General features: G+C 31.7%; 20 protein-coding genes. All 20 read left to right on the forward strand.

The features are described from left to right. Positions 1-62: 62 nt before the first annotated feature. The 20 genes from NNH57_RS00535 (at position 63) to NNH57_RS00630 (ending at position 19,782) form a co-directional block, all read left to right on the forward strand. Positions 63-938: an ion transporter gene (locus tag NNH57_RS00535; RefSeq protein ID WP_108808474.1), complete on the forward strand. Its 876-nt coding sequence runs from the start codon at positions 63-65 to the stop codon at positions 936-938. 39 nt (positions 939-977) lie between these two features. Beyond that, the gene (locus NNH57_RS00540) at positions 978-1,448 is read left to right on the forward strand and encodes a sporulation protein (protein ID WP_074408116.1); all 471 of its coding nucleotides are present in this window, start codon (positions 978-980) and stop codon (positions 1,446-1,448) included. A 211-nt stretch (positions 1,449-1,659) separates the two neighbouring features. Further along, positions 1,660-2,163, forward strand: a complete 504-nt coding sequence (locus NNH57_RS00545; RefSeq protein WP_074408115.1) for a ferritin — start codon at positions 1,660-1,662, stop codon at positions 2,161-2,163. 548 nt (positions 2,164-2,711) lie between these two features. Then, positions 2,712-3,152, forward strand: a complete 441-nt coding sequence (locus NNH57_RS00550) for a thioredoxin family protein (protein ID WP_074408114.1) — start codon at positions 2,712-2,714, stop codon at positions 3,150-3,152. 4 nt (positions 3,153-3,156) lie between these two features. Next, on the forward strand, positions 3,157-4,137 hold the full coding sequence (locus NNH57_RS00555) for an FAD:protein FMN transferase (RefSeq protein WP_408608263.1): 981 nt from the start codon (positions 3,157-3,159) through the stop codon (positions 4,135-4,137). Positions 4,138-4,162: 25 nt separating this feature from the next. Further along, positions 4,163-4,375, forward strand: a complete 213-nt coding sequence (locus tag NNH57_RS00560; RefSeq protein ID WP_074408112.1) for a DUF4266 domain-containing protein — start codon at positions 4,163-4,165, stop codon at positions 4,373-4,375. Between the two features lie 67 nt (positions 4,376-4,442). Then, positions 4,443-5,690: a DUF3570 domain-containing protein gene (locus NNH57_RS00565; protein ID WP_408608264.1), complete on the forward strand. Its 1,248-nt coding sequence runs from the start codon at positions 4,443-4,445 to the stop codon at positions 5,688-5,690. 134 nt (positions 5,691-5,824) lie between these two features. Next, positions 5,825-6,670 (forward strand): bifunctional helix-turn-helix domain-containing protein/methylated-DNA--[protein]-cysteine S-methyltransferase, encoded by an 846-nt coding sequence (locus NNH57_RS00570; protein WP_074408111.1) that lies wholly within the window; start codon positions 5,825-5,827, stop codon positions 6,668-6,670. Positions 6,671-6,782: 112 nt separating this feature from the next. After that, positions 6,783-7,262 carry a DUF1203 domain-containing protein gene (locus tag NNH57_RS00575; protein ID WP_108808476.1) on the forward strand — a complete coding sequence of 160 codons (480 nt, stop codon included), beginning with the start codon at positions 6,783-6,785 and terminating at the stop codon, positions 7,260-7,262. Between the two features lie 416 nt (positions 7,263-7,678). Next, positions 7,679-8,065, forward strand: a complete 387-nt coding sequence (locus tag NNH57_RS00580; RefSeq protein WP_132066290.1) for a hypothetical protein — start codon at positions 7,679-7,681, stop codon at positions 8,063-8,065. Between the two features lie 142 nt (positions 8,066-8,207). Beyond that, positions 8,208-8,591: a hypothetical protein gene (locus tag NNH57_RS00585; protein ID WP_132066292.1), complete on the forward strand. Its 384-nt coding sequence runs from the start codon at positions 8,208-8,210 to the stop codon at positions 8,589-8,591. 307 nt (positions 8,592-8,898) lie between these two features. Then, complete coding sequence (locus tag NNH57_RS00590) at positions 8,899-9,243, forward strand: YciI family protein (protein ID WP_074408107.1); 345 nt, start codon at positions 8,899-8,901, stop codon at positions 9,241-9,243. Between the two features lie 28 nt (positions 9,244-9,271). Next, on the forward strand, positions 9,272-9,616 hold the full coding sequence (locus NNH57_RS00595) for a YciI family protein (RefSeq protein WP_074408106.1): 345 nt from the start codon (positions 9,272-9,274) through the stop codon (positions 9,614-9,616). 5 nt (positions 9,617-9,621) lie between these two features. After that, entirely contained in the window at positions 9,622-10,899 is a 1,278-nt protein-coding gene (locus NNH57_RS00600) for an RNA polymerase sigma factor (RefSeq protein ID WP_074408577.1), read from the forward strand. A gap of 365 nt (positions 10,900-11,264) precedes the next feature. Further along, a complete protein-coding gene (locus NNH57_RS00605; protein ID WP_108808477.1) occupies positions 11,265-13,652 on the forward strand; it encodes a DUF2339 domain-containing protein in 2,388 nt (795 codons plus the stop codon). Positions 13,653-13,748: 96 nt separating this feature from the next. Further along, a complete protein-coding gene (locus NNH57_RS00610) occupies positions 13,749-14,978 on the forward strand; it encodes a DUF3999 family protein (RefSeq protein WP_108808478.1) in 1,230 nt (409 codons plus the stop codon). Between the two features lie 447 nt (positions 14,979-15,425). Next, on the forward strand, positions 15,426-15,902 hold the full coding sequence (locus NNH57_RS00615; RefSeq protein ID WP_074408103.1) for a hypothetical protein: 477 nt from the start codon (positions 15,426-15,428) through the stop codon (positions 15,900-15,902). A 251-nt stretch (positions 15,903-16,153) separates the two neighbouring features. Beyond that, positions 16,154-17,065 carry a hypothetical protein gene (locus NNH57_RS00620; protein WP_108808479.1) on the forward strand — a complete coding sequence of 304 codons (912 nt, stop codon included), beginning with the start codon at positions 16,154-16,156 and terminating at the stop codon, positions 17,063-17,065. A gap of 53 nt (positions 17,066-17,118) precedes the next feature. Further along, positions 17,119-18,420: a nuclear transport factor 2 family protein gene (locus NNH57_RS00625; RefSeq protein ID WP_108808480.1), complete on the forward strand. Its 1,302-nt coding sequence runs from the start codon at positions 17,119-17,121 to the stop codon at positions 18,418-18,420. Between the two features lie 39 nt (positions 18,421-18,459). Continuing rightward, positions 18,460-19,782, forward strand: coding sequence for a S41 family peptidase (locus NNH57_RS00630; protein ID WP_108808481.1), 1,323 nt, complete (start codon positions 18,460-18,462; stop codon positions 19,780-19,782). The last annotated feature ends 4 nt before the right edge of the window (positions 19,783-19,786 follow it).

Here is a 19,786-nt window from a genome sequence, read left to right on the forward strand (position 1 = left end):
GGCATTTTTTAATAGAAACTTTACTAGTAAAATTTTTCTCACAATTGATATTAAAAACGTTTATGGTAAATCTATGTAAATCAATAAGTAAAAGTAAATGGTTTCAAGACTTGGTTACAATTGCAATTTTAATTGCAGGTGTTCTGGTTGGGATTGCTACGTATCCCAAATTTTCTTCAAAGCATGAACAAGTGCTAGAATTGTTAAATCAAATAATTTTAGGAGTTTTTATTATAGAAATCGTTGTTAAAGTTATTGCAGAAGGAGGAAAACCCTGGCTTTACTTTACAGATGGCTGGAATGTTTTTGACTTTATCATTGTGGCAGCTGCATTTCTTCCTTTTGGAGGAAGCTCTATAGCCATATTACGTTTACTGCGTTTATTAAGGGTTTTAAAACTTATAAAAGCATTACCAAAACTTCAAATGTTGGTAGGAGCACTATTAAAAAGTATCCCTTCTATGGGATATGTTTCTATTCTATTATTATTACTCTTTTATATCTATGCTGTAGCCGGTGTGTTCTTCTTTTCAGAAAATGACCCAATACATTTTCAGGATTTACAAAGATCAATGCTATCCTTATTTAGAGTAGTAACATTAGAGGATTGGACGGATATTATGTACATCAATATGTTTGGGTGTGAGAATTATGGGTATGGCGGTAATATGAACCTTTGTGTAAATTCAAAAAGTGCTTTAGTACTCTCGGTTACTTACTTCGTGTCATTTGTCCTTATCGGCACTATGATTTTCTTAAACTTGTTTATAGGGGTTATTATGAATGGTATGGACGAAGCAAAAAACGAAATGCTACTCGAAAATCAAATACAATCTGGAGAAAAAGATACAAGTATCGAAGATGTAGAACATAAAATATATGAACTACAAGAACTGTTGGTGCTCTATAAAATTCAACAAAAAGATGATGAGATATAAAAATAAATGGTATTCAATAATTAATTTAAACTAATAGATATGGGGTTTCTTAATAAAGTGAAAAGTAAGTTAGGTATTGGCGGGGTAAAGGTTGAGCTGCAAATACCTGGACAAGTTTCTAAAGAAAGTGAACAAGTAGAAGGTAAGGTTGTGTTAACTACCAAAAGTGAACAAGAAATTGTCGAAGTTGAAATAAAATTAGTAGAAGAGTTTACAATAGGACGAGGAGATGACAAGAGCAAGGAATCTTTTGATTTGGGTATGGTTAAGTTTTCTGACACTTATTCTATTAAACCAGGAGAAGTAAAAGAAATCCCTTTTGTTTTACCATTTAAGTTGTTAAAATCTAATGCAGATTCATTAGCTGAAAAAGGAGGAGCTCTTGGCGCACTTGGAAAGGTGAGTAAATTTACCTCTAACGAAAAATCAAAATACATGGTAGAGGCTAATGTAGATGTAAAAGCAGCTATTCTTGACCCTTCTGATGAGAAGGATATTAAATTAATATAGTTCTCATTTTGATAAAAGAGATAAAGCTCAATACTTATTTTATTTTGTAAGTATATGTGATTAAAAAGTTAATCCTATTTTGCCTATATAGTAAAATTCACTTTTTTGAAGACAAATTATCGAAACCAGCAAGGGAGGGTGATGTAATTGTTTCTTGTTCTGATAGAATTATGTATTTTAGTTCGATATTATCGAACAACACTAAATAAACATGATAAAAGAAATAGAACAACTATTAAATGATCAAATAAAATATGAGGCAAAAGCTTCTGCTCAATATCTTTCGATGGCTTGTTGGGCGGATACTCGAGGATATAATGGCATTGCAGATTTTTTTTATACGCAATCAGAAGAGGAACGAGTACATATGACCAAGCTGGTTAAATTTATTAATGAACGAAGTGGTAATGCTGTTATTCCTGCAGTAGGCAAACCTAGGGATGATTTTAAATCGTTGATGGAGCTTTTTGAAACGTTCTTGGAAAGCGAAGAATTTGTTACAGGAAAAATTAATAATGTTATATATGAATGCCTGCAACATAAAGATTATAATGTACATAATTTTATGCAATGGTATGTAGCAGAACAGCTAGAAGAAGAGGCAACAGCACGAACATTGTTAGATAAACTTAAAATTATTGGCGACGATAAGTCTGGTCATTATTTATTTGATAGAGATATCAACACTTTTCAAGTAGCAGAGGAACCTAAATGATTGTTAATAAGTTAATAAAGATAAAATAGAGATTCCTTTTTTTGGAATCTTTTTTTTATATTTTTGTACTTTATTTAGATTCAATAAAAATTATATCAGTGCAAAGTTCAGGTACTCCATCATTATATTCTCCTTGTCCGGCTGTTAATTGTGAAATAGCCTGTGGAGGGAAAAAGAAAAAATGTTGTAAAAAATATAAAAAGAAAGGAAAATCTAATTGCAAAAGATGCCCTAAACTTTAGTTTATAGGGCTTTATAATATATTTTGGATGTTAATTCATTCTCGAAAAACGGAAATACCCACAGGTGTTTCCGTTTTTTTGTAAAAAAAATGACTAATCAATGTAGGGTATTTTTTTATATAACTGTATTATAAATAGAGGCCGAATTAAAGGTTGTAGTAAATAAGAGTAAGTATATAGTCTTGTTCGGTATAAAAATTGTTCTTTTAATAATTATTTAGACTTAGTACGTATTATGACCTTCAAACGAATTTTAAGTACTAATTAACAATTTGAATAGTTACTATAAAGTAGATTTACATTGATATGAAAAAGATTATTGTAGTTGTATTCCTAATATTTTCAGGAATTAATTGGGTAAGTGCTCAAGAGTGGTTAACCAATTTTGAAGAAGCAAAAAGAATCGCACAGGAAAATGATAAAAATATAATTTTGGTGTTTGCCGGTTCAGATTGGTGTGCACCTTGTATTAAATTAGAGAAACAGATTTTAAATACAGAGGAATTTCAGGGATATGCCAAAAAACATTACGTATTATTAAAAGCAGATTTTCCACGAAAGAAAAAAAACCAATTACCCGAAGCTTTACAGCATCAGAATAATGCATTGGCAGAGAAATATAATAAAAGTGGAGGTTTTCCATTAGTTGTTGTTTTAGATAAAAATGGTAAAAAAATGGGAGCGATTGGTTATAAAAAAGTAACACCAAATACATACTTAGAAATGCTAAGTACAATGATTAAATAATATTTTGAGATTTTTCTTTACCCTTTTATTCCTTGCTACGATAAGTAGTAGTTTTTCACAACAAATATATAAACGTACCCTAAAACTAATGGGAAGTCGTTTTGATATTACTGTTGTCGAAAAAGATAAAACAACAGCTAATCAATCCATAGATATTGCTGTCGAAGAAATTCAGAGAATCGAAAAATTGATTTCTTCGTGGGATAAAAACTCTCAAACTTCTTTAATTAATAACAATGCAGGGATTAACCCAGTGAAAGTTGATGCAGAACTTTTCGACCTAATATTTAGAGCTATTCAGATTTCTAAATTAACAGATGGCGCATTTGATATTAGTTATGCATCTATGGATCGAATTTGGAAATTTGATAATAGCATGAAAAAAATGCCTTCTGAAGAAGAAATTAAAGCATCAGTAGCAAGAGTAGGGTACAAGTATATTGTTTTAGATAAAAAGAAATCTACAGTATTTCTAACCCAAAAGGGGATGAAGATAGGGTTTGGAGCTATTGGAAAAGGATATGCAGCAGATAAGGCCAAAAATCTCCTAATAAGTAAAGGAGTAAAGGCCGGAATCATAAACGCCTCTGGAGATATGAATACCTGGGGAAAACAACCCGACGAAAGCGAGTGGAAAGTTGCAATTACCAATCCTTTGAATAAAAATAATGCATTTGCACTATTACCAGTAGTAGAAAAAGCAGTAGTGACTTCTGGTAATTATGAAAAATACGTAATTTTAGATGGTAAACGGTATTCTCATATTATAGATCCCAGAACAGGATATCCATCTACTGGTATTGTAAGCGCTACAGTTTTTGCTCCAAAAGCTGAGTTGGCAGATGCATTGGCAACTTCTGTTTTTGTGATGGGAATTGAAACGGGATTAAATAGAATCAATCAATTAAAAGGGATTGAATGTATTATAATTGATGACCAGGGAAATATTTATACCTCTGATCATATTAAGATAGATAATAAATAACAATAATTCTTATAAAACGTACTTTATGAATAAGTTGATACCAATACTTTTAGTACTAGTACTTTTTCTTAACTCATGTGTAGCTGTAAAAGAATACGAAAAAGTACAAATCAATGATCCTGATATGGAATTAGCACTTAAAAAAATTGATCGTTTTGAAACTAATTTTCAGGCATATAGAGAATCTGCTGCTGGAGCAAATGGAGGAAAAACAGGTGGAGGATGTGGTTGTAATTAAGAGATAATACTTCTCTTAAATAAAGAATTTAAAAACATACTAAAAACCTTTATAAAGTAAAGATCCTTTGAGAAAAATTCCCTTAATAATAGCAATATTATCTATAGTGATTGTAACCGCACAGGAGCAACAACAGGATGATACAACAACATACAAAAAAAGAGTATTAGAATCTGCAGAAGTAGATTTTTTGATGAGTTACTATACTCAGGATGGAGATAATGCTGCCGTTACAGGAGGTTTGGGTACAGAAGAGCTCACTGATCTTACCCCAACAATAGTAGTTTCTATCCCACTAAATGATGATGATATATTAACTATAGATGCGGGAATATCGGCATATTCATCGGCATCTTCTAGTAATGTTAATCCTTTTGATGGTAATGGTGCTGCCAATCCTTATGTAGCTTCTTCTGGAGCATCAAAAAAGGACGTGTTAACAACAATATCAGGAAGTTATAGTCATAGTAGTGATGATCGAAATAGTGTGTGGTCTGCCAATGTTGCGGTCGCAACCGAGTATGACTATTTTTCTGTAGGCTTTGGAGGTAGTTATTCAAGACTTTTTAATGAAAAAAATACAGAATTAAGCATAAAAGCCAATGTGTTTCTAGATACATGGAAAGCAATATATCCCTCAGAATTAAGGGATCAGCCTACATTTACGAAGTTTGATGATGAATCTCGTAATTCGTATTCTGTAGGATTAGGGTTTTCACAAATTTTGTCTAAAAGGTTACAAGGATCTCTTTCATTAGATTTTATTCAACAGGAAGGCCTTTTGTCAACACCGTTTCAACGAGTACAATTTGCCGATGTGGCCGATGTAATTATTGAAGAATTTACATATGGTGATGATGTAGAAAGATTACCAGATTCTAGGTTTAAAATAGCCGCAGGAGGAAGACTACATTATTATATTAATGAAATTTTTACAATACGAACATTTTATAGATATTATACAGATGATTGGGGAATTAATTCACATACAGCAAGTATAGAAATACCCATTAAAATCACAGATAAATTTACACTGTATCCTTCATATCGTTTTTATACACAAACAAAAGCAGATTACTTTGCACCGTTTAATCAACATCTGTCTACGCAGCAATTCTATACCTCGGATTATGATTTATCTGGTTTTGATGCAAATCAATATGGTTTTGGTATTAGTTATACCGATATTTTCACAAAATTCCATATCTGGAAACTTGGTTTAAAAAGTATCGATCTTCGGTTTAGACAATATGAACGTAACTCTGGACTTAGCTCTAGTTTATTTTCAGGAGGATTTAGTTTTATAATGGATTGAATCAGTTGATTACCGCATAATTTTTCTAATTGTATAATACTATTATTTTTATCCTGTATTGAAATAAGCAAGTTCTGGGTTTTAATACTACCTAGAGCTATATACTTTTATACTGTTTTTAAAATTAAAGTATTATGAAGATAAGTGAGCAAAATCAGTTTCATTACAATCGTATTGCAGAGGCTATAACGTATATTAAGCAAAATTTTAAAGATCAACCTAACCTGGATGAGATTGCAGAAAAAGTACATATTAGCCCTTTTCATTTTCAAAGACTCTTTACAGATTGGGTGGGGGTAAGTCCTAAAAAGTTTTTGCAGTACACTAGTTTAGAATACGCAAAAAATATTTTAAAAGATCAGCAAACTACTTTGTTTGATGCGGCATACGAGACCGGACTTTCTGGAACAGGAAGATTACATGATCTTTTTATAAAAATAGAAGGAATGACACCCGGAGAATATAAAAATGGTGGTCAGAACCTAGACATTAATTATAGTTATGCCGAAAGTCCGTTTGGTAAAATGCTGGTAGCTTCAACCTCAAAAGGTATTTGCCATATGACATTTGCAGATGATGACAATGCATTTAGAACATTACAACAACGTTTTCCGAAAGCAAAGTTTACTCAAATTGTAGATAGATCTCAACAAAATGCTCTATTTATCTTCACTAAAGATTGGAGAAAATTAAGTCAAATAAAACTACACCTTAAAGGAACTGATTTTCAATTAAAAGTTTGGGAAACATTACTCAAGATCCCAAAGGGAGGATTAACAACATATGGAACCATAGCCAATCATATTCATAAGCCTAAAGCATCCAGGGCCGTAGGAACCGCTATAGGTAGTAATCCTGTTGCGTTTTTAATTCCTTGTCATCGAGTAATCCAATCTACAGGTGATTTAGGGCAATACCATTGGGGTAGTACACGCAAAACTGCTATAATTGGCTGGGAAGCTGCAAAAATTAATTCATAACTAAGCAAGATTCGGGTGTTTTACTTTTTGAATTCTTATCAATTTTACTACACCAAGATGATGTAATAAGTTTTTCTCTTACATCATCTCAACTAAATCATAAAATGAACATATGAAAAAATTTAGGATTGTCCCGTTAACAAAAGAATATGTATCACGAATCAAAGAAACAAAAGTAGATGATTTTGATTACCCTATTGTTGAACAAATAGCTACAGGTTATGGACCTTGTCGTATTTCTTTAAAAAAATTTGATCCAGGAAAAGATACGCGGCTATTAATTAGTCATAGTCCTTTTGAAATTAAAAATGCATTCAATCAACCAGGTCCTGTTTTTGTTCACAAAAAAGAAGTCGAACCTTATAAGAACAACCATCAATTTCCACCAGAAATTAAAGCAGATAAACAAAATTTCCCTTTATCACTAATTGGATATAATACAAAACAAAATATGGTATTTACAAAATTGGTAGGCGATGATGATGTAGATCTTTTAATACCAGAAATATTTCATAGCCACAACGACATAGCATATTTACATGCCAGAAATGCCGAAGCTGGTTGTTTTATATGTAAAATAGAAAGAGTATAATTTTTAGCCCCCCTAAACATTTAGAATAACTTTTATTTTTTATACATAAAAAGGGAACACTATCCTTATGTGTTCCCTTTTAGCCATTTACGTTAATAGATAAGTTATGGGCGTTTTTATAATAAAACGTTTATACAACATAATACCCTACCCCTCAAAAAAAAAATAATTTCCTATAGCGGTTCTTAGAGTTTTCTAATAAAAAAATGGATAAACAAAATAAGTGCAATATTTTTAAAAACCTTAATATTAGGAACCCGAATAATAGTAAAATTAAAATGAGAGTTTCGGTAAATTATATTGTTTTACATCAATTATATTGCATTTATCGTATAAGTAGAAAGATATTTAATAACATAGTATTAGGGATAAAACCAAAAAAAACGTTAAATTTATCCTACCTAAATGCCCAAATTATGCAATCCAAATTAATTCTTACTGTCGTTAGTATAGCTATGCTAACATTGAGCAGTTTTAAAAATAGCCCAGAACACCAGAAAAATGATGGTGAAAAAGAAAATGCTAGTGTATATCAGGGCGGCCCAAAAGAATTAATAGGAAAATGGGTAATGGATGGTGATCCCAATACTTATATAGAATTAAGGTCTGATGGAACCGTCATAGAAAAGTCCTTAGGAGAACCTCTAAAAAGGTATTGGTTATTAAAAGATAGTAAACTTTGCTTAAAAGCGACATCGGTAGAAGGAGGTACAGAAAAGTGCTTAGAATTTGTGCTAAGAGAAGATATGCTGGTGATTACTATGAATGAAATGAAACTTCATTATGCAAGATCTAAAGAATAATAATATAGTAATGGTATAAAATTTGCGATTAGGATAAAAGAATTGATAATTTTATCACCTTTTGTGTATTTAAAAAATATCAAAACTATAGATTACCAAAAAAACATTAAATTTATATCCTTATTTTATTAAAAATTAAATTATGAAAAGACCCCAATCTATATCCGTAATTTTTACAACTGTTATATTAGCTGCAATGCTAATGAGTTTTAAGACAAAACCTGTACAGCAAAATCAGACGTTAAAATTTGAAGAAATTGTAATTGAACAGGTTGCAGGCACAGAATTGATAGGAGAATGGGTTATGAAAGATGATCCCGAAACTGTTATCATATTCAAATCAGATAAAACAGTAGTAGAAAAGTCTAAAACAAAGACAACACAAAATACATGGTCTATAAATATAAAAGATCGTGAAGTGTGTATAAGTAATTCAGAATGTATATATTATGAAGTCACAGAAACTTCTCTTTTTTTATATATAAACAAAAAAAGAGTGTGGTATAATAGATCTCAAAAAAAATAAAATATTGCTCAATATAAGTGCTTTTTTAAAGCAATAATATAGTACAAGATTTTATAAAAGGTAACGAGTATATGAAAATATACTCGTTATTTTTTTTAAATCATTTTGAGGATTATTTGTAAATTCCATCAACAAAGAGATGAGGTTAATTGCCGGGAAATAACACAATATCAAATTATAAATATGACTTTGCAATATTTTTTTACAACATTGTACTAAAAAAATATCGTGTTGCTTGTCCAAAAATCAAAAAAGTGTTCGTCATAGTAGTGTAAAAAATAAATAAACCACTTAAAAAAACAGACAAATGAAAGAATTTATGTTTCTTTTTAGAGGAGATGACAAAGTATGGGATTCTAAATCTCCAGAAGAACAACAAAAGCATATGCAAAAATGGCAACAATGGATCGGTGAGATGGCTCAGCAAGAAAAATTTGTTGGAGGTGAGCGATTATATTCACACGGTAACACAATTTACCCGGGAGGAACCAAAGTAACAGATAGACCATTAACAGAAGGAAAAGAACTGGTTGGAGGATATTTGGTTATTAAAGCAAACAATCTGGAAGAAGCTACCGAGATGGCAAAAGATTGCCCGGGATTACAATGGGATTCTTGTGTAGAAGTACGAGAAGTATGGCCAGAAAGTTAGGATAACAGAACATTAAAAAAATATAGTGATGAAAGAATTTATGTTTATTATTAGAGGTGGAGAGGATAAGTATAGTAATAATTCTCCTGAAGAAATGCAACAACATATGCAGCATTGGCAACAATGGATGGGTGGTTTAGCAAAATCAGAACAACTTATTGGTGGTCAACCCTTAATGAGCGAAGCTAAAACCCTTACTGAAGGTGGTAAAAAAATAACAGATCGCCCATTAGCTGAAGGAAAAGAACTAGTTGGGGGATACTTGCTAATCAAAGCAGATTCTTTGGATCATGCTGCACAAATAGCTAAAGGTTGTCCAAGCTTTGAGTATGGATGCAGTGTCGAAGTACGAGAAATAAGCCCAATGGAATAACTTTTTTGGAAAATAGAGATCACATAGATCATACATTAAACCATCTTTTTAGACAAGAATCTGGAAAGATGGTTGCTGTATTGATTAAAATATTCGGTACCGAAAATATAGAATTAGCAGAAGATGTAGTACAGGATGCTCTGGTTAAAGCTTTAGAAACCTGGAAATTTAGAGGGATGCCAGATAATCCAAGAGCATGGTTATATCGCACAGCTAAAAATAAAGCTATAGATATTATCAGGCGTAATAAGCATAGTAGTATTATTGATTTTTCTGATCCCGAAAAACAACTTTTAACTTCTGGATATACGCTAACTTCTACAATGGATACCTATTGGAAGGAGCAACATATAAAAGATGATTTCCTGGGAATGATGTATGCATGCTGTCACCCCGATATCTCACAAGAAAATCAAATTACATTTATCCTAAAAGCATTATGTGGATTTAGCACTAAAGAAGTTGCAAGATCTTTTCTTACCAGTGAAGATACTATTTCTAAGAGATTGTATAGAACCAAAGAATATTTCAGAAAACGTAAGATACGCCCTGTAATTCCTACTATTAATGAAATTAATCTTAGAACCAAAACGGTACTTAGTGCAATCTATCTCATGTTTAACGAAGGATATAATTCTACTCATGCCGATCAATTGATTCGTAAAGATCTGATTAGTCAAGCAATGTTTTTATGTCGATCCCTTTTATCCGAAAAACGTACACAGTTACCCGAGGTTTATGCTTTGATGGGATTAATGTGTTTTCATGCCTCCAGAATTAATAGTAGACTAACAGAAGAAGGGAGGCTTATTTTGCTTTCTAAACAGGATCGTACAACATGGAATGCAGAATTAATACGATCTGGAGAACAGTATCTAAATAAAGCTGCTTTTGGAGGAGAGCTCTCAACATATCACCTAGAAGCCGCTATAGCATATCAGCATTGCTGTGCAAAGCAATATGCAAATACAAACTGGAAAATGATATTAGAGTATTATGAACTCTTATTAAAGATAGCTAATGATCCTATTGTTTTTTTAAATCGATGCCTAGTTATTCTAGAACTTAAAGGCCCAAAAGAAGCAATAACAGCACTCGAAAGTGTAAAGAACGACAAGTTACTAGAAAAATATTACCTATATCATGCAACTTTGGGCGAAATCTACCAACGATTAGAAGATAATAGCAGAGCTACAACATACTACCAAAAAGCAATACAACTCACCCAGTCCAAACAAGAAAGACAGTTTTTAAAAGATAAAATTGCTCGTATATCGAATTGAAAATCGGTTATGATAACGATGTTTCAGAAAATCTTTTTACCTTTTCAGAATAAATGCCTTTTATTCTGTAACTCCATACGAAATAAATAATATTTTTCACGGGAAACAGTGTTCTATAAATTGCACGTATTATAGATATTTGTTTATTATTCAAACTGTGTATACTATAGATTTAGTTTTGAAAAACGAAACAGAATAAAAATAAATTTTGAAAAGAAACAGGTTTTAATTTATATAGTGAGTAGTATGTACTCTTAGAAGTAATGATATAGTGTTAAATGTAACCTTATTATATTTTGTAGTATCTTAATTTATAAGAGTTTTGAAGAATATTTAGCATTAGGTAAATATAAGAATATTGTAATATGGGAAACAACCAAGATCAGATACATCAGCTTTTGGAAAAGCTTGAAATCCTACTAAAAAAACAACAAGATTTCTCGACTCAAATACAAAACCTTAAAGATGAAGTATATAGGCTAAAAACGGCATCGACCAACCAGCCTGATATAAAAACAGAAAATCCAATTCCTGTTTCACCTACAGCCCAAGCTACAAAAGAAAGTATCAAAGAACAATCCTCTTCGGTTAAGCCAGAGGCAGTGCAACCAGCATTAGTAAAAGAAGAACAGCCTGTTATTGCCAAAATAAATAAACCCAAAAAGAAATCTAACCTTGAAAAATTTATTGGAGAAAACTTAATCAATAAAATAGGTATTGTGATTATTATCATTGGTGTTGCTATTGGAGCAAAGTATACCATAGAAAATGATCTAATAGGACCATTAACCAGAATTATACTTGGGTATTTAACAGGATTAGGGCTTTTAGGAATTGGGATGAAACTAAAGAAAAAATATGAAAACTTTAGTGCCGTATTGGTTAGTGGTGCCATGGCTATTTTATATTTTATTACCTTTTTAGCATACGACTTATACGGCTTGATTCCGCAGACTTTGACATTTATTCTTATGCTATTATTTACGGCATTTTCCGTTTTTGCAGCAATACAATATAATAAGCAAATTATAGCTCATATAGGACTCGTAGGAGCCTATGCAGTTCCTTTTTTATTAAGTGACGGATCGGGTAGAGTAGTAATTCTGTTTAGTTATATGGCGATTATTAATATAGGTATTCTCATTATTGCCATCAAAAAATACTGGAAACCCCTTTACTTTTCGTCCTTTTTACTTACCTGGATCATTTTTATGTCATGGTATGGCGATAAATACACAATAGAAGAACATTTTACCCTTGGTTTTATATTTCTTACTGTCTTTTTTATCACATTCTATCTTATGTTTTTGGTGTACAAACTCAGAAAAAAAGAAAGCTTTAAAACCATTGATGTAATTCTACAATTATCTAATTCATTTATCTTTTATGGTATTGGATTTTCGATGTTAAACAATCACGAATACGGTAAGGATTTATTAGGTGTATTTACATTGGCGAATGCAGTAATTCATTTTGTAGTAAGTGTTATTGTGTATAGATTAAAACTAGCTGATCGCAACCTGTTTTATTTTGTATCTGGTATGGTTTTGATTTTTATTACGATTGCATTTCCTGTACAACTAGATGGAAATTGGGTTACATTACTATGGGCAGGAGAAGCAGCATTGCTATTTTGGATTGGGAGAACCAAAAAAGTACCGATATACGAAATTCTCTCATATCCGCTGTGGGCCTTAACTTTTTTTAGCCTTTTGCATGATTGGGTCGTGGTATATTATAGATATAGCCCAACACTACCAGAAACCAGGCTAATGCCAGTGTTTAATATTTATCTTATGACATCAATATTGTGTATTGTGTCTTTTGCATTTATCTATATCACACATCGTAAAGAGAAACTATCTTTCCCCTGGCCAAAGCAACCTTGGTTGTATACAATGCTTACCATAGGTTTAGCATTACTATTGGTATGTACTACCTACTTTACATTTTGGATAGAGATAGATAGTTATTGGAATCAGGTTTATCAAGATCTAGATCACCATTACATTTCCCAAAATATCGATAGTACAGAACAATATACAGTATTATCAGATACCAGAAATTTTGGAGCTATTTGGCTTATTAATTATAGTATGTTGTTTCTGGTTATTTTGTCTTTTGTGAATATCAAAAAAATTAAAAATAATGTTTTGGGGTATATCACTCTTAGTTTTATGTTGTTAGCTCTTTTTGTGTTTTTAACCAGAGGATTGTACTTGCTAAGCGAGTTTAGAGACAGTTATTTAGAATTAAAAGGAACAGAATTTAGTGCAGCAGCTTTTTCTCATATAGGTATACGATATATTTCTTTTGTATTTGCAGCAGGTTTGCTATTTACTTTTTATAAGTATGTACGGCAAAAATTTCTGGGTAGAACCTTTAAGATTGCTTTTGAAATTATACTACATTGTACATTAATCTGGATAGTGAGTAGCGAATTAATACATTGGTTAGACTTGTCGGGGTATACAGAAACATATAAGCTTGGATTAAGTATCTTATGGGGTGTTTATGCGTTATTGCTCATTGTTTTAGGAATATGGAAGCGAAAGAAGTATTTACGTGTCTTAGCAATTATAGTATTCGGAATTACACTTATAAAGTTATTCTTCTATGATATTTCACATATGGAAACTATTGCCAAAACTATTGTATTCTTAGCTTTAGGAGTGCTTCTTTTGATTATTTCATTTTTATACAATAAATACAAACATATTATTGCAGATGAAACCAATAGCAACAAACCTTAAAAATTTCTTTATAAAGGATATGTTTAAAACCTGTAAAGAGGGAGTATCATAATTATATGTGTTCTTAATTCTAGATAATTAAAAAGGTGTAAACTCATGAAAAAGAAAATTATAAAATTCCTGGTGCTATTGATTAGCTTTGGGACTTATGCCCAGATGGACCAATATGCATATAGAAGTATGTTGCCAGAGATAACAGATACCTGGCATGCTATTAGTCTACCCGATGAAATATTTAGTAAAGTTTCACCAAATCTATCTGATATTAGAGTTTTTGGAATCACAAACAAGAAAGATACCATAGAAGCTCCTTACCTTTTAAGATTAAAAACCGAAAAAAAGTCCTTTACTAAAATACCTTTTACCATCTTAAATACCTCGTTTAATGAGAAAGGAACATATATTACATTAGAAATCCCAACTAAACAACCAATCAATCAGATTCATTTAGACTTTGAGCAATCTAATTTTGATTGGTTAATTACCTTAGAAGGAACTCAGGACCGTAAAGAATGGTATACCATAAAAGACGACTATCGTATACTTTCTATAAAAAATGAACTTACAGATTATCAATTCACTACAGTACGATTTCCTAATGCGCAGTACCACTATTTCAGGATACTGATAAAAAGTACTAAAAAACCAGTTTTACAATCGGCTAATGTAACCAGATATGAAGTTAAAAAGGCAAATTACAAGGAGTATGATATAGAAAAACTAAATATTAAGAATCCTAAGGGTACCAAAAAAACGATTATCGATGTAAGTCTTAAAACTCCAGTTCCTGTAAGTTATATTGGTGTCGAAGTACAAGAAACTTTTGATTACTATCGTCCTATATCTATTCGATATGTAACAGATAGTATACAGACTCAGCAGGGCAGTTGGAAACCCAGGTATAGAGAACTTAGTTCTGGAGTACTTAATTCTATAGAAGATAATGTATTTACCAATACGAGTACAATTGCTCAGAAATTTAGAATAGTGATTGATAATCATGACAATCAACCTTTAAAAATTAATAAAGTCATCGTTAAAGGATATCAACACGAACTTGTTACGCGTTTTACAAATCCGGGAACGTATTATTTGGTTTATGGAAATGATAAAATGAAAAAACCTTCATATGATCTTAATTATGTATCTGCCAAGATCCCAGATGAGATGACAACACTATCACCAGAAACACAGTCGACTATTGGTCACGAAGAATCTTCTGTAACAAAGCCTTTATTTGCTAATAAAATCTGGTTATGGGGTATAATGGGTATTGTGATCCTGTTGTTAGGAGGATTTACATTATCTATGATGAAGAAAAAATAAAAAGCATATTTTTTTATGAATAGGAAGAAGTTTTTTCAGCCAGAATGAAAAGAAAAACCTATGAAAAGCACTTCATTTGAGTTTATGTGATTGATACTTCTATTTTTTTTGAATATTTTTTTTGTATTTATTTGATATCTAGTTGCTTAACTTGGTAAAAAAACATGAATGCTGTTGAGGAAAACCGTAAATAACTTTAGAAATAATTACTTAGGTTAGCAGTATTACACATATGATAATAAAGTTTTTAGTCATACCGAATATAGGTTTGAGCAACTACAGTATCATAATTAGAGAATTAGTATCCTGTGTGGATATATCTTAGTGTAATACAGAATCGGAAAATGAACAAGAAATAAATAAAAACTCTACATCTTACCTGCTATGGTGAGATTACGTCCAATATAATAAGCTCTAGCTTAAGGACTCCAAAAAGAAAATTTGTAAATGAAAATTGAATTACTATCTATTTTTGATGGATTATTTAGTGTAAACACTAAAGAAAAGAAGCAAGAAACAAGTGCTTCCAAAATTTTTATGACCGATACACATACTAATTCTGGCAGAACCTTAATGATCGAAGAAGAAGACTATGCAGTTTGGGCATATCTCTTGAGCACAGATAAAGAAGATATTGATTTTGATGGCTTTCTATGTGCAGTAATTGATCCAAGATTTTCTGATGTAAAATCGTATAAGAACATTCGGGAAAGAAGAGATGCACCATTACCAGCCTTATATGCTAATCGATATAGTTATGTTAAAAATCTTAAAAAGAAAGATATAAAAATACATTGGCAAGAAGAATATGTAACCATATTCATAAAGAAAAAAGTATATCTTGTTATGGATCTAAATGCCAGAACCAGCTATTCAAAAGGGTTAGCGAATGATTGTGACTACGGAAAACAACTAAAAAGCTAAGCAGGATATAACCCATTACCTTCTCTAAACAACATCTATTTCTCGACGAAATACAAATATTTAGCTTTTGACAGAATGTCGAGATAGATATTTAATATAGAGGTATGATCTTACCGTTCAGCAAAAATATTTAACTATAAGAGTATGATTGTGTTACCTTGATGCATAGAACAGAATTAATGACTGTTAATAGGAGTCAGTTAGTTTCATCAGGTAATTGATTCTTTTTGTTAGTTAAAAATCAAAAAACAATGAACAGAAACATCATACTTATAATTAGTCTTTTAACTATAAGTCATATATTTTCTCAACAAATACCAGATACAACCTATAGTCCCGGGATAATAACAAAAATGTATCCTAAAAAATCCGGCACTACGATACATATAGATCAGGGACATCGTAATTTTCATACAAAGAATAATAGGTTTTTGCCTTTTGCAAAATTAGTGTCAGAAGATGGTTATAAAGTCGATGGTTTTGATGGGAAATTCAAAAAAGAGAAGCTAAAAGATCTTAAGATATTGGTGATCTCTAATGCGTTATCAGAAAATAGCAGACCTCCTTTTGTTGCTCCCACAGAGAGTGCTTTTTCGACAAGTGAAATAAATAATGTAAAAGAATGGGTTAAAAATGGAGGCTCTCTTTTTTTGATCGCAGATCATATGCCCTTTGCTGGGGCCTCTGCAAATCTTGCAAAAGCTTTTGGTTTTACACTTTATGACAGCTTTGTAATGGATGCCGATGGTAAAGGAATTTTTGACTTTTCCCGAAAAAATAAAATGCTCGGTAATCATATAATAACAAATGGAAGAAATCATCAGGAACGAGTACACAAAATAAGAACCTTTACAGGACAAGGGTTTAAGATGCCAAAAAAAGCTTCTTCTATTTTAAATTTAAAAAAAGAATATACTGTCTTTATAACAGATACTATGTGGGTTTTTAATGAAAAAACCCCAAGGATCTCTGCAGAAAATTTATCTCAGGGTGCTGTCTTAGAATATGGAAAAGGCAGAATAGCGGTATTTGGAGAAGCTGCCATGTTTACGGCTCAAATTGCGGGTAGAGATAGGGTTAAGGTCGGGATGAACTCTGCAAAAGCAGCAGAAAACTACCAGCTGTTACTTAATCTAATACATTGGTTAGATAGGGTGTATTAATCTAGCGATATGAAGTGTCACTATGTAAAAAAAACACTAAAAAAGATATACTCATGAAAAACAGACAACGAAATAACCTGTTTTTAATAACTTCATTTTTGTTACTAACAGTATTGCATTTTCCTAAATCTAGTGCTCAACATGCTATAACAGAACAATATTTTAGGCACATGAGATATAATCATGTATCACCACATGTGAGAATACAAGGAATTCACGAAATAAATCAGCAAGAAGCCCAACGTACGTCTCATTATGTTTTTAAGTACAATGAAAAAAAAGAATTAATAGAGATTATTAACTATCATTATCACGACCAACGAAAACACCCCTTAGCAACAATAGGAGCACATAGAACGGTTTTTGAGTACTCTGATGCTGAAGAGATTCGTACTTTTTTTGATAAGAAAGGAAAGCGAATGACTAATAATCGCGAGGTCTATAAAGAAATATACCAATATGATAAAAATGGATTCATAAATGCACTTGATTTTTATGATTTGAACGATGAACCTATGGAGTCTAATTGGAAAATTGCGAATTACCGGTGGTCAAAAAACAAAAAAATGGTGATAGAAAAGCGGTATGATCTACAAAATAACCCTGTTAATATTTCACCGTATTTTGAATTTGGGATAACAGGAATTTTATATAGAAAAGATGGATCTCCAAAAGCTAATTATAATCTTAATGAAAAATTAGAAATTCAAGAAAACTCAATAGGAGTGGCCTCTTACGAAGATACCTATGATGAAAAAGGAAATCATGTTAGGTATTCTTATCACAATGCAAAAGGAAAATTAACTAAAAACCAGTGGAATTTTGCTGCCAACAACCAAGAGTTTGACGATAAGGGATACCTCATAAAAGGAGCAATGTTTGATGAAAATAACGAATTGATACACAAGCGAGATTTTCCGTCTGTTACTCATATAAGAATGGCTAACCCAGCAAGTAAAAAAGATACTATAGAAATAAAAGAAAGAGCGTTAGGGTATTTAGTAGCACTACAGGAATTAAAACCTGATCTCATGAAAGAAGTGTTTCATAAAGGTTTAGCTAAGAGGACGATGGGGTTTGATCGAGAAAAACAAAAAGAAGTGATTAGAGAAACCAGCTATGAACAGATGGTAGAATTTGCAAAATCATGGAACAAATCCGGAGCTAAGTTTCCGCCTAAACCCAGTAATAAAATAAAGATATTAGATATCTATAATCGCATAGCTACAGTTAAATTAATTTCAGACAATTGGGTAGAATATTTGCATTTAGTAAAAACAAATGACCAATGGCAAATCATAAATTTACTTTGGCAGCATAAGAATGTAGATCGGTATCCAAACCAAAATAAATAAAAATAACACCTAAGATACATTATAATACAGATTAAAATAATGAAAAATAAAATATCAATATTTGCCCTGATTACCTTAACGCCAATACTTCTTTTAGCTCAATCAAATACCGATGTTATTAAAAGAATACAGAAGCTTATGACAGAGAACTACGTTTTTCTGGATAAAGCAAAAGAAGTAAATCAACGTCTGGATGAATTGATGCAGGAAAAGCATTTCGATACTTTTAAAAAACCAGGAGAGTTTGCAAAAGCATTGACAAAAGAGATGCAAAAAATCACAAATGATAAACATCTCAATATTGCTCCTCCAAGACCTCGAAATAGTAGACCGAGTAATCCTTTAGGTTTTATTCCTATGCATCTGCAAAATATAGAACGTTTTCGAAGAGGAGGATTTGGAGAAGTTAATTTTTTTGAAGGAAATGTAGGTTATGTTCATTTAAAAGGATTTAGAGTAGAAGACACTATAAAAGTAGATCCGCTAATGAAATATTTATCAACTGCCGATGCGATAATTATCGATTTGAGAGGAAATGGCGGTGGTAATGGCCCTGTAGGTGTTAATTTAAGTAGTTATTTTCTTCCCGAAAACCTACCACTAACTGGTGTGTATACTCGAAGAACAGATACTATGGAAAACTATAGTACTGTTCCTGTAAAAGGTATGCAAAGATTAGAGGTTCCTTTATTTATATTAACCAGTGGTAGAACTTTTTCTGCGGCCGAAGCCTTTGCATATGATCTGAAAGCAAGAAAAAGAGCCACAGTTATAGGAGAGAACACCGGTGGTGGCGCACATCCTGTAAATTTTATGAGATTACCACAAGGATATAGACTTATTGTTCCAATTGCTCGCTCGATCAACCCTGTAACAAATACAAACTGGGAAGGTGTTGGAGTAATCCCAGATGTTAAGTCTTCTGCCGATGATGCATTAGAAAAAGCTAAAGAAATAGCTGAAGCAAGTGCTGCAAAGTATAGAGAAAAACCCTTTAAACAACTTGAAAAGATTTTAGAAAAAAATGAGTTTACAAAACAAGAAGAAGAAACTGTCTGTAAACTTCTACAATTGATACTGAAAAGAGGTCATATGGAAAGTTTTATGATTAACGATATGGGGTATAGTTACTTGCGGGAAAAAAATATAAAAGCTGCTCGGGCAATTTTAAGAGCAGGATCAATCCTCTTTCCTAATTCTCCCAATGCCCAAGATAGCTATGCCGAGGTTTTAGCACAAAATGGGCAAAATAAATTAGCATTAAAACATTATGAAGCGGCTGTAACTATTGCAAAACGTAAAAAAGATAAACAAACAGAATTATACGAGAAGAACTTAAGTAATTTTAAAGCTAAGATGTGATATT

This window comes from Aquimarina spinulae (genome assembly GCF_943373825.1).
In the GTDB taxonomy this organism is placed as follows: domain Bacteria; phylum Bacteroidota; class Bacteroidia; order Flavobacteriales; family Flavobacteriaceae; genus Aquimarina; species Aquimarina spinulae.

Bases quoted from the DNA above. Each gene is read 5' to 3' on its own strand.
- NNH57_RS00625 (WP_108808480.1), top strand. From the start codon at position 17,119: ATGAAAAACAGACAACGAAATAACCTGTTTTTAATAACTTCATTTTTG.
- NNH57_RS00590 (WP_074408107.1), top strand. From the start codon at position 8,899: ATGAAAGAATTTATGTTTCTTTTTAGAGGAGATGACAAAGTATGGGAT.
- NNH57_RS00595 (WP_074408106.1), top strand. From the start codon at position 9,272: ATGAAAGAATTTATGTTTATTATTAGAGGTGGAGAGGATAAGTATAGT.
- NNH57_RS00545 (WP_074408115.1), top strand. From the start codon at position 1,660: ATGATAAAAGAAATAGAACAACTATTAAATGATCAAATAAAATATGAG.
- NNH57_RS00605 (WP_108808477.1), top strand. From the start codon at position 11,265: ATGGGAAACAACCAAGATCAGATACATCAGCTTTTGGAAAAGCTTGAA.
- NNH57_RS00570 (WP_074408111.1), top strand. From the start codon at position 5,825: ATGAAGATAAGTGAGCAAAATCAGTTTCATTACAATCGTATTGCAGAG.
- NNH57_RS00550 (WP_074408114.1), top strand. From the start codon at position 2,712: ATGAAAAAGATTATTGTAGTTGTATTCCTAATATTTTCAGGAATTAAT.
- NNH57_RS00560 (WP_074408112.1), top strand. From the start codon at position 4,163: ATGAATAAGTTGATACCAATACTTTTAGTACTAGTACTTTTTCTTAAC.
- NNH57_RS00580 (WP_132066290.1), top strand. From the start codon at position 7,679: ATGCAATCCAAATTAATTCTTACTGTCGTTAGTATAGCTATGCTAACA.
- NNH57_RS00630 (WP_108808481.1), top strand. From the start codon at position 18,460: ATGAAAAATAAAATATCAATATTTGCCCTGATTACCTTAACGCCAATA.
- NNH57_RS00585 (WP_132066292.1), top strand. From the start codon at position 8,208: ATGAAAAGACCCCAATCTATATCCGTAATTTTTACAACTGTTATATTA.
- NNH57_RS00575 (WP_108808476.1), top strand. From the start codon at position 6,783: ATGAAAAAATTTAGGATTGTCCCGTTAACAAAAGAATATGTATCACGA.
- NNH57_RS00620 (WP_108808479.1), top strand. From the start codon at position 16,154: ATGAACAGAAACATCATACTTATAATTAGTCTTTTAACTATAAGTCAT.
- NNH57_RS00610 (WP_108808478.1), top strand. From the start codon at position 13,749: ATGAAAAAGAAAATTATAAAATTCCTGGTGCTATTGATTAGCTTTGGG.
- NNH57_RS00615 (WP_074408103.1), top strand. From the start codon at position 15,426: ATGAAAATTGAATTACTATCTATTTTTGATGGATTATTTAGTGTAAAC.
- NNH57_RS00540 (WP_074408116.1), top strand. From the start codon at position 978: ATGGGGTTTCTTAATAAAGTGAAAAGTAAGTTAGGTATTGGCGGGGTA.
- NNH57_RS00535 (WP_108808474.1), top strand. From the start codon at position 63: ATGGTAAATCTATGTAAATCAATAAGTAAAAGTAAATGGTTTCAAGAC.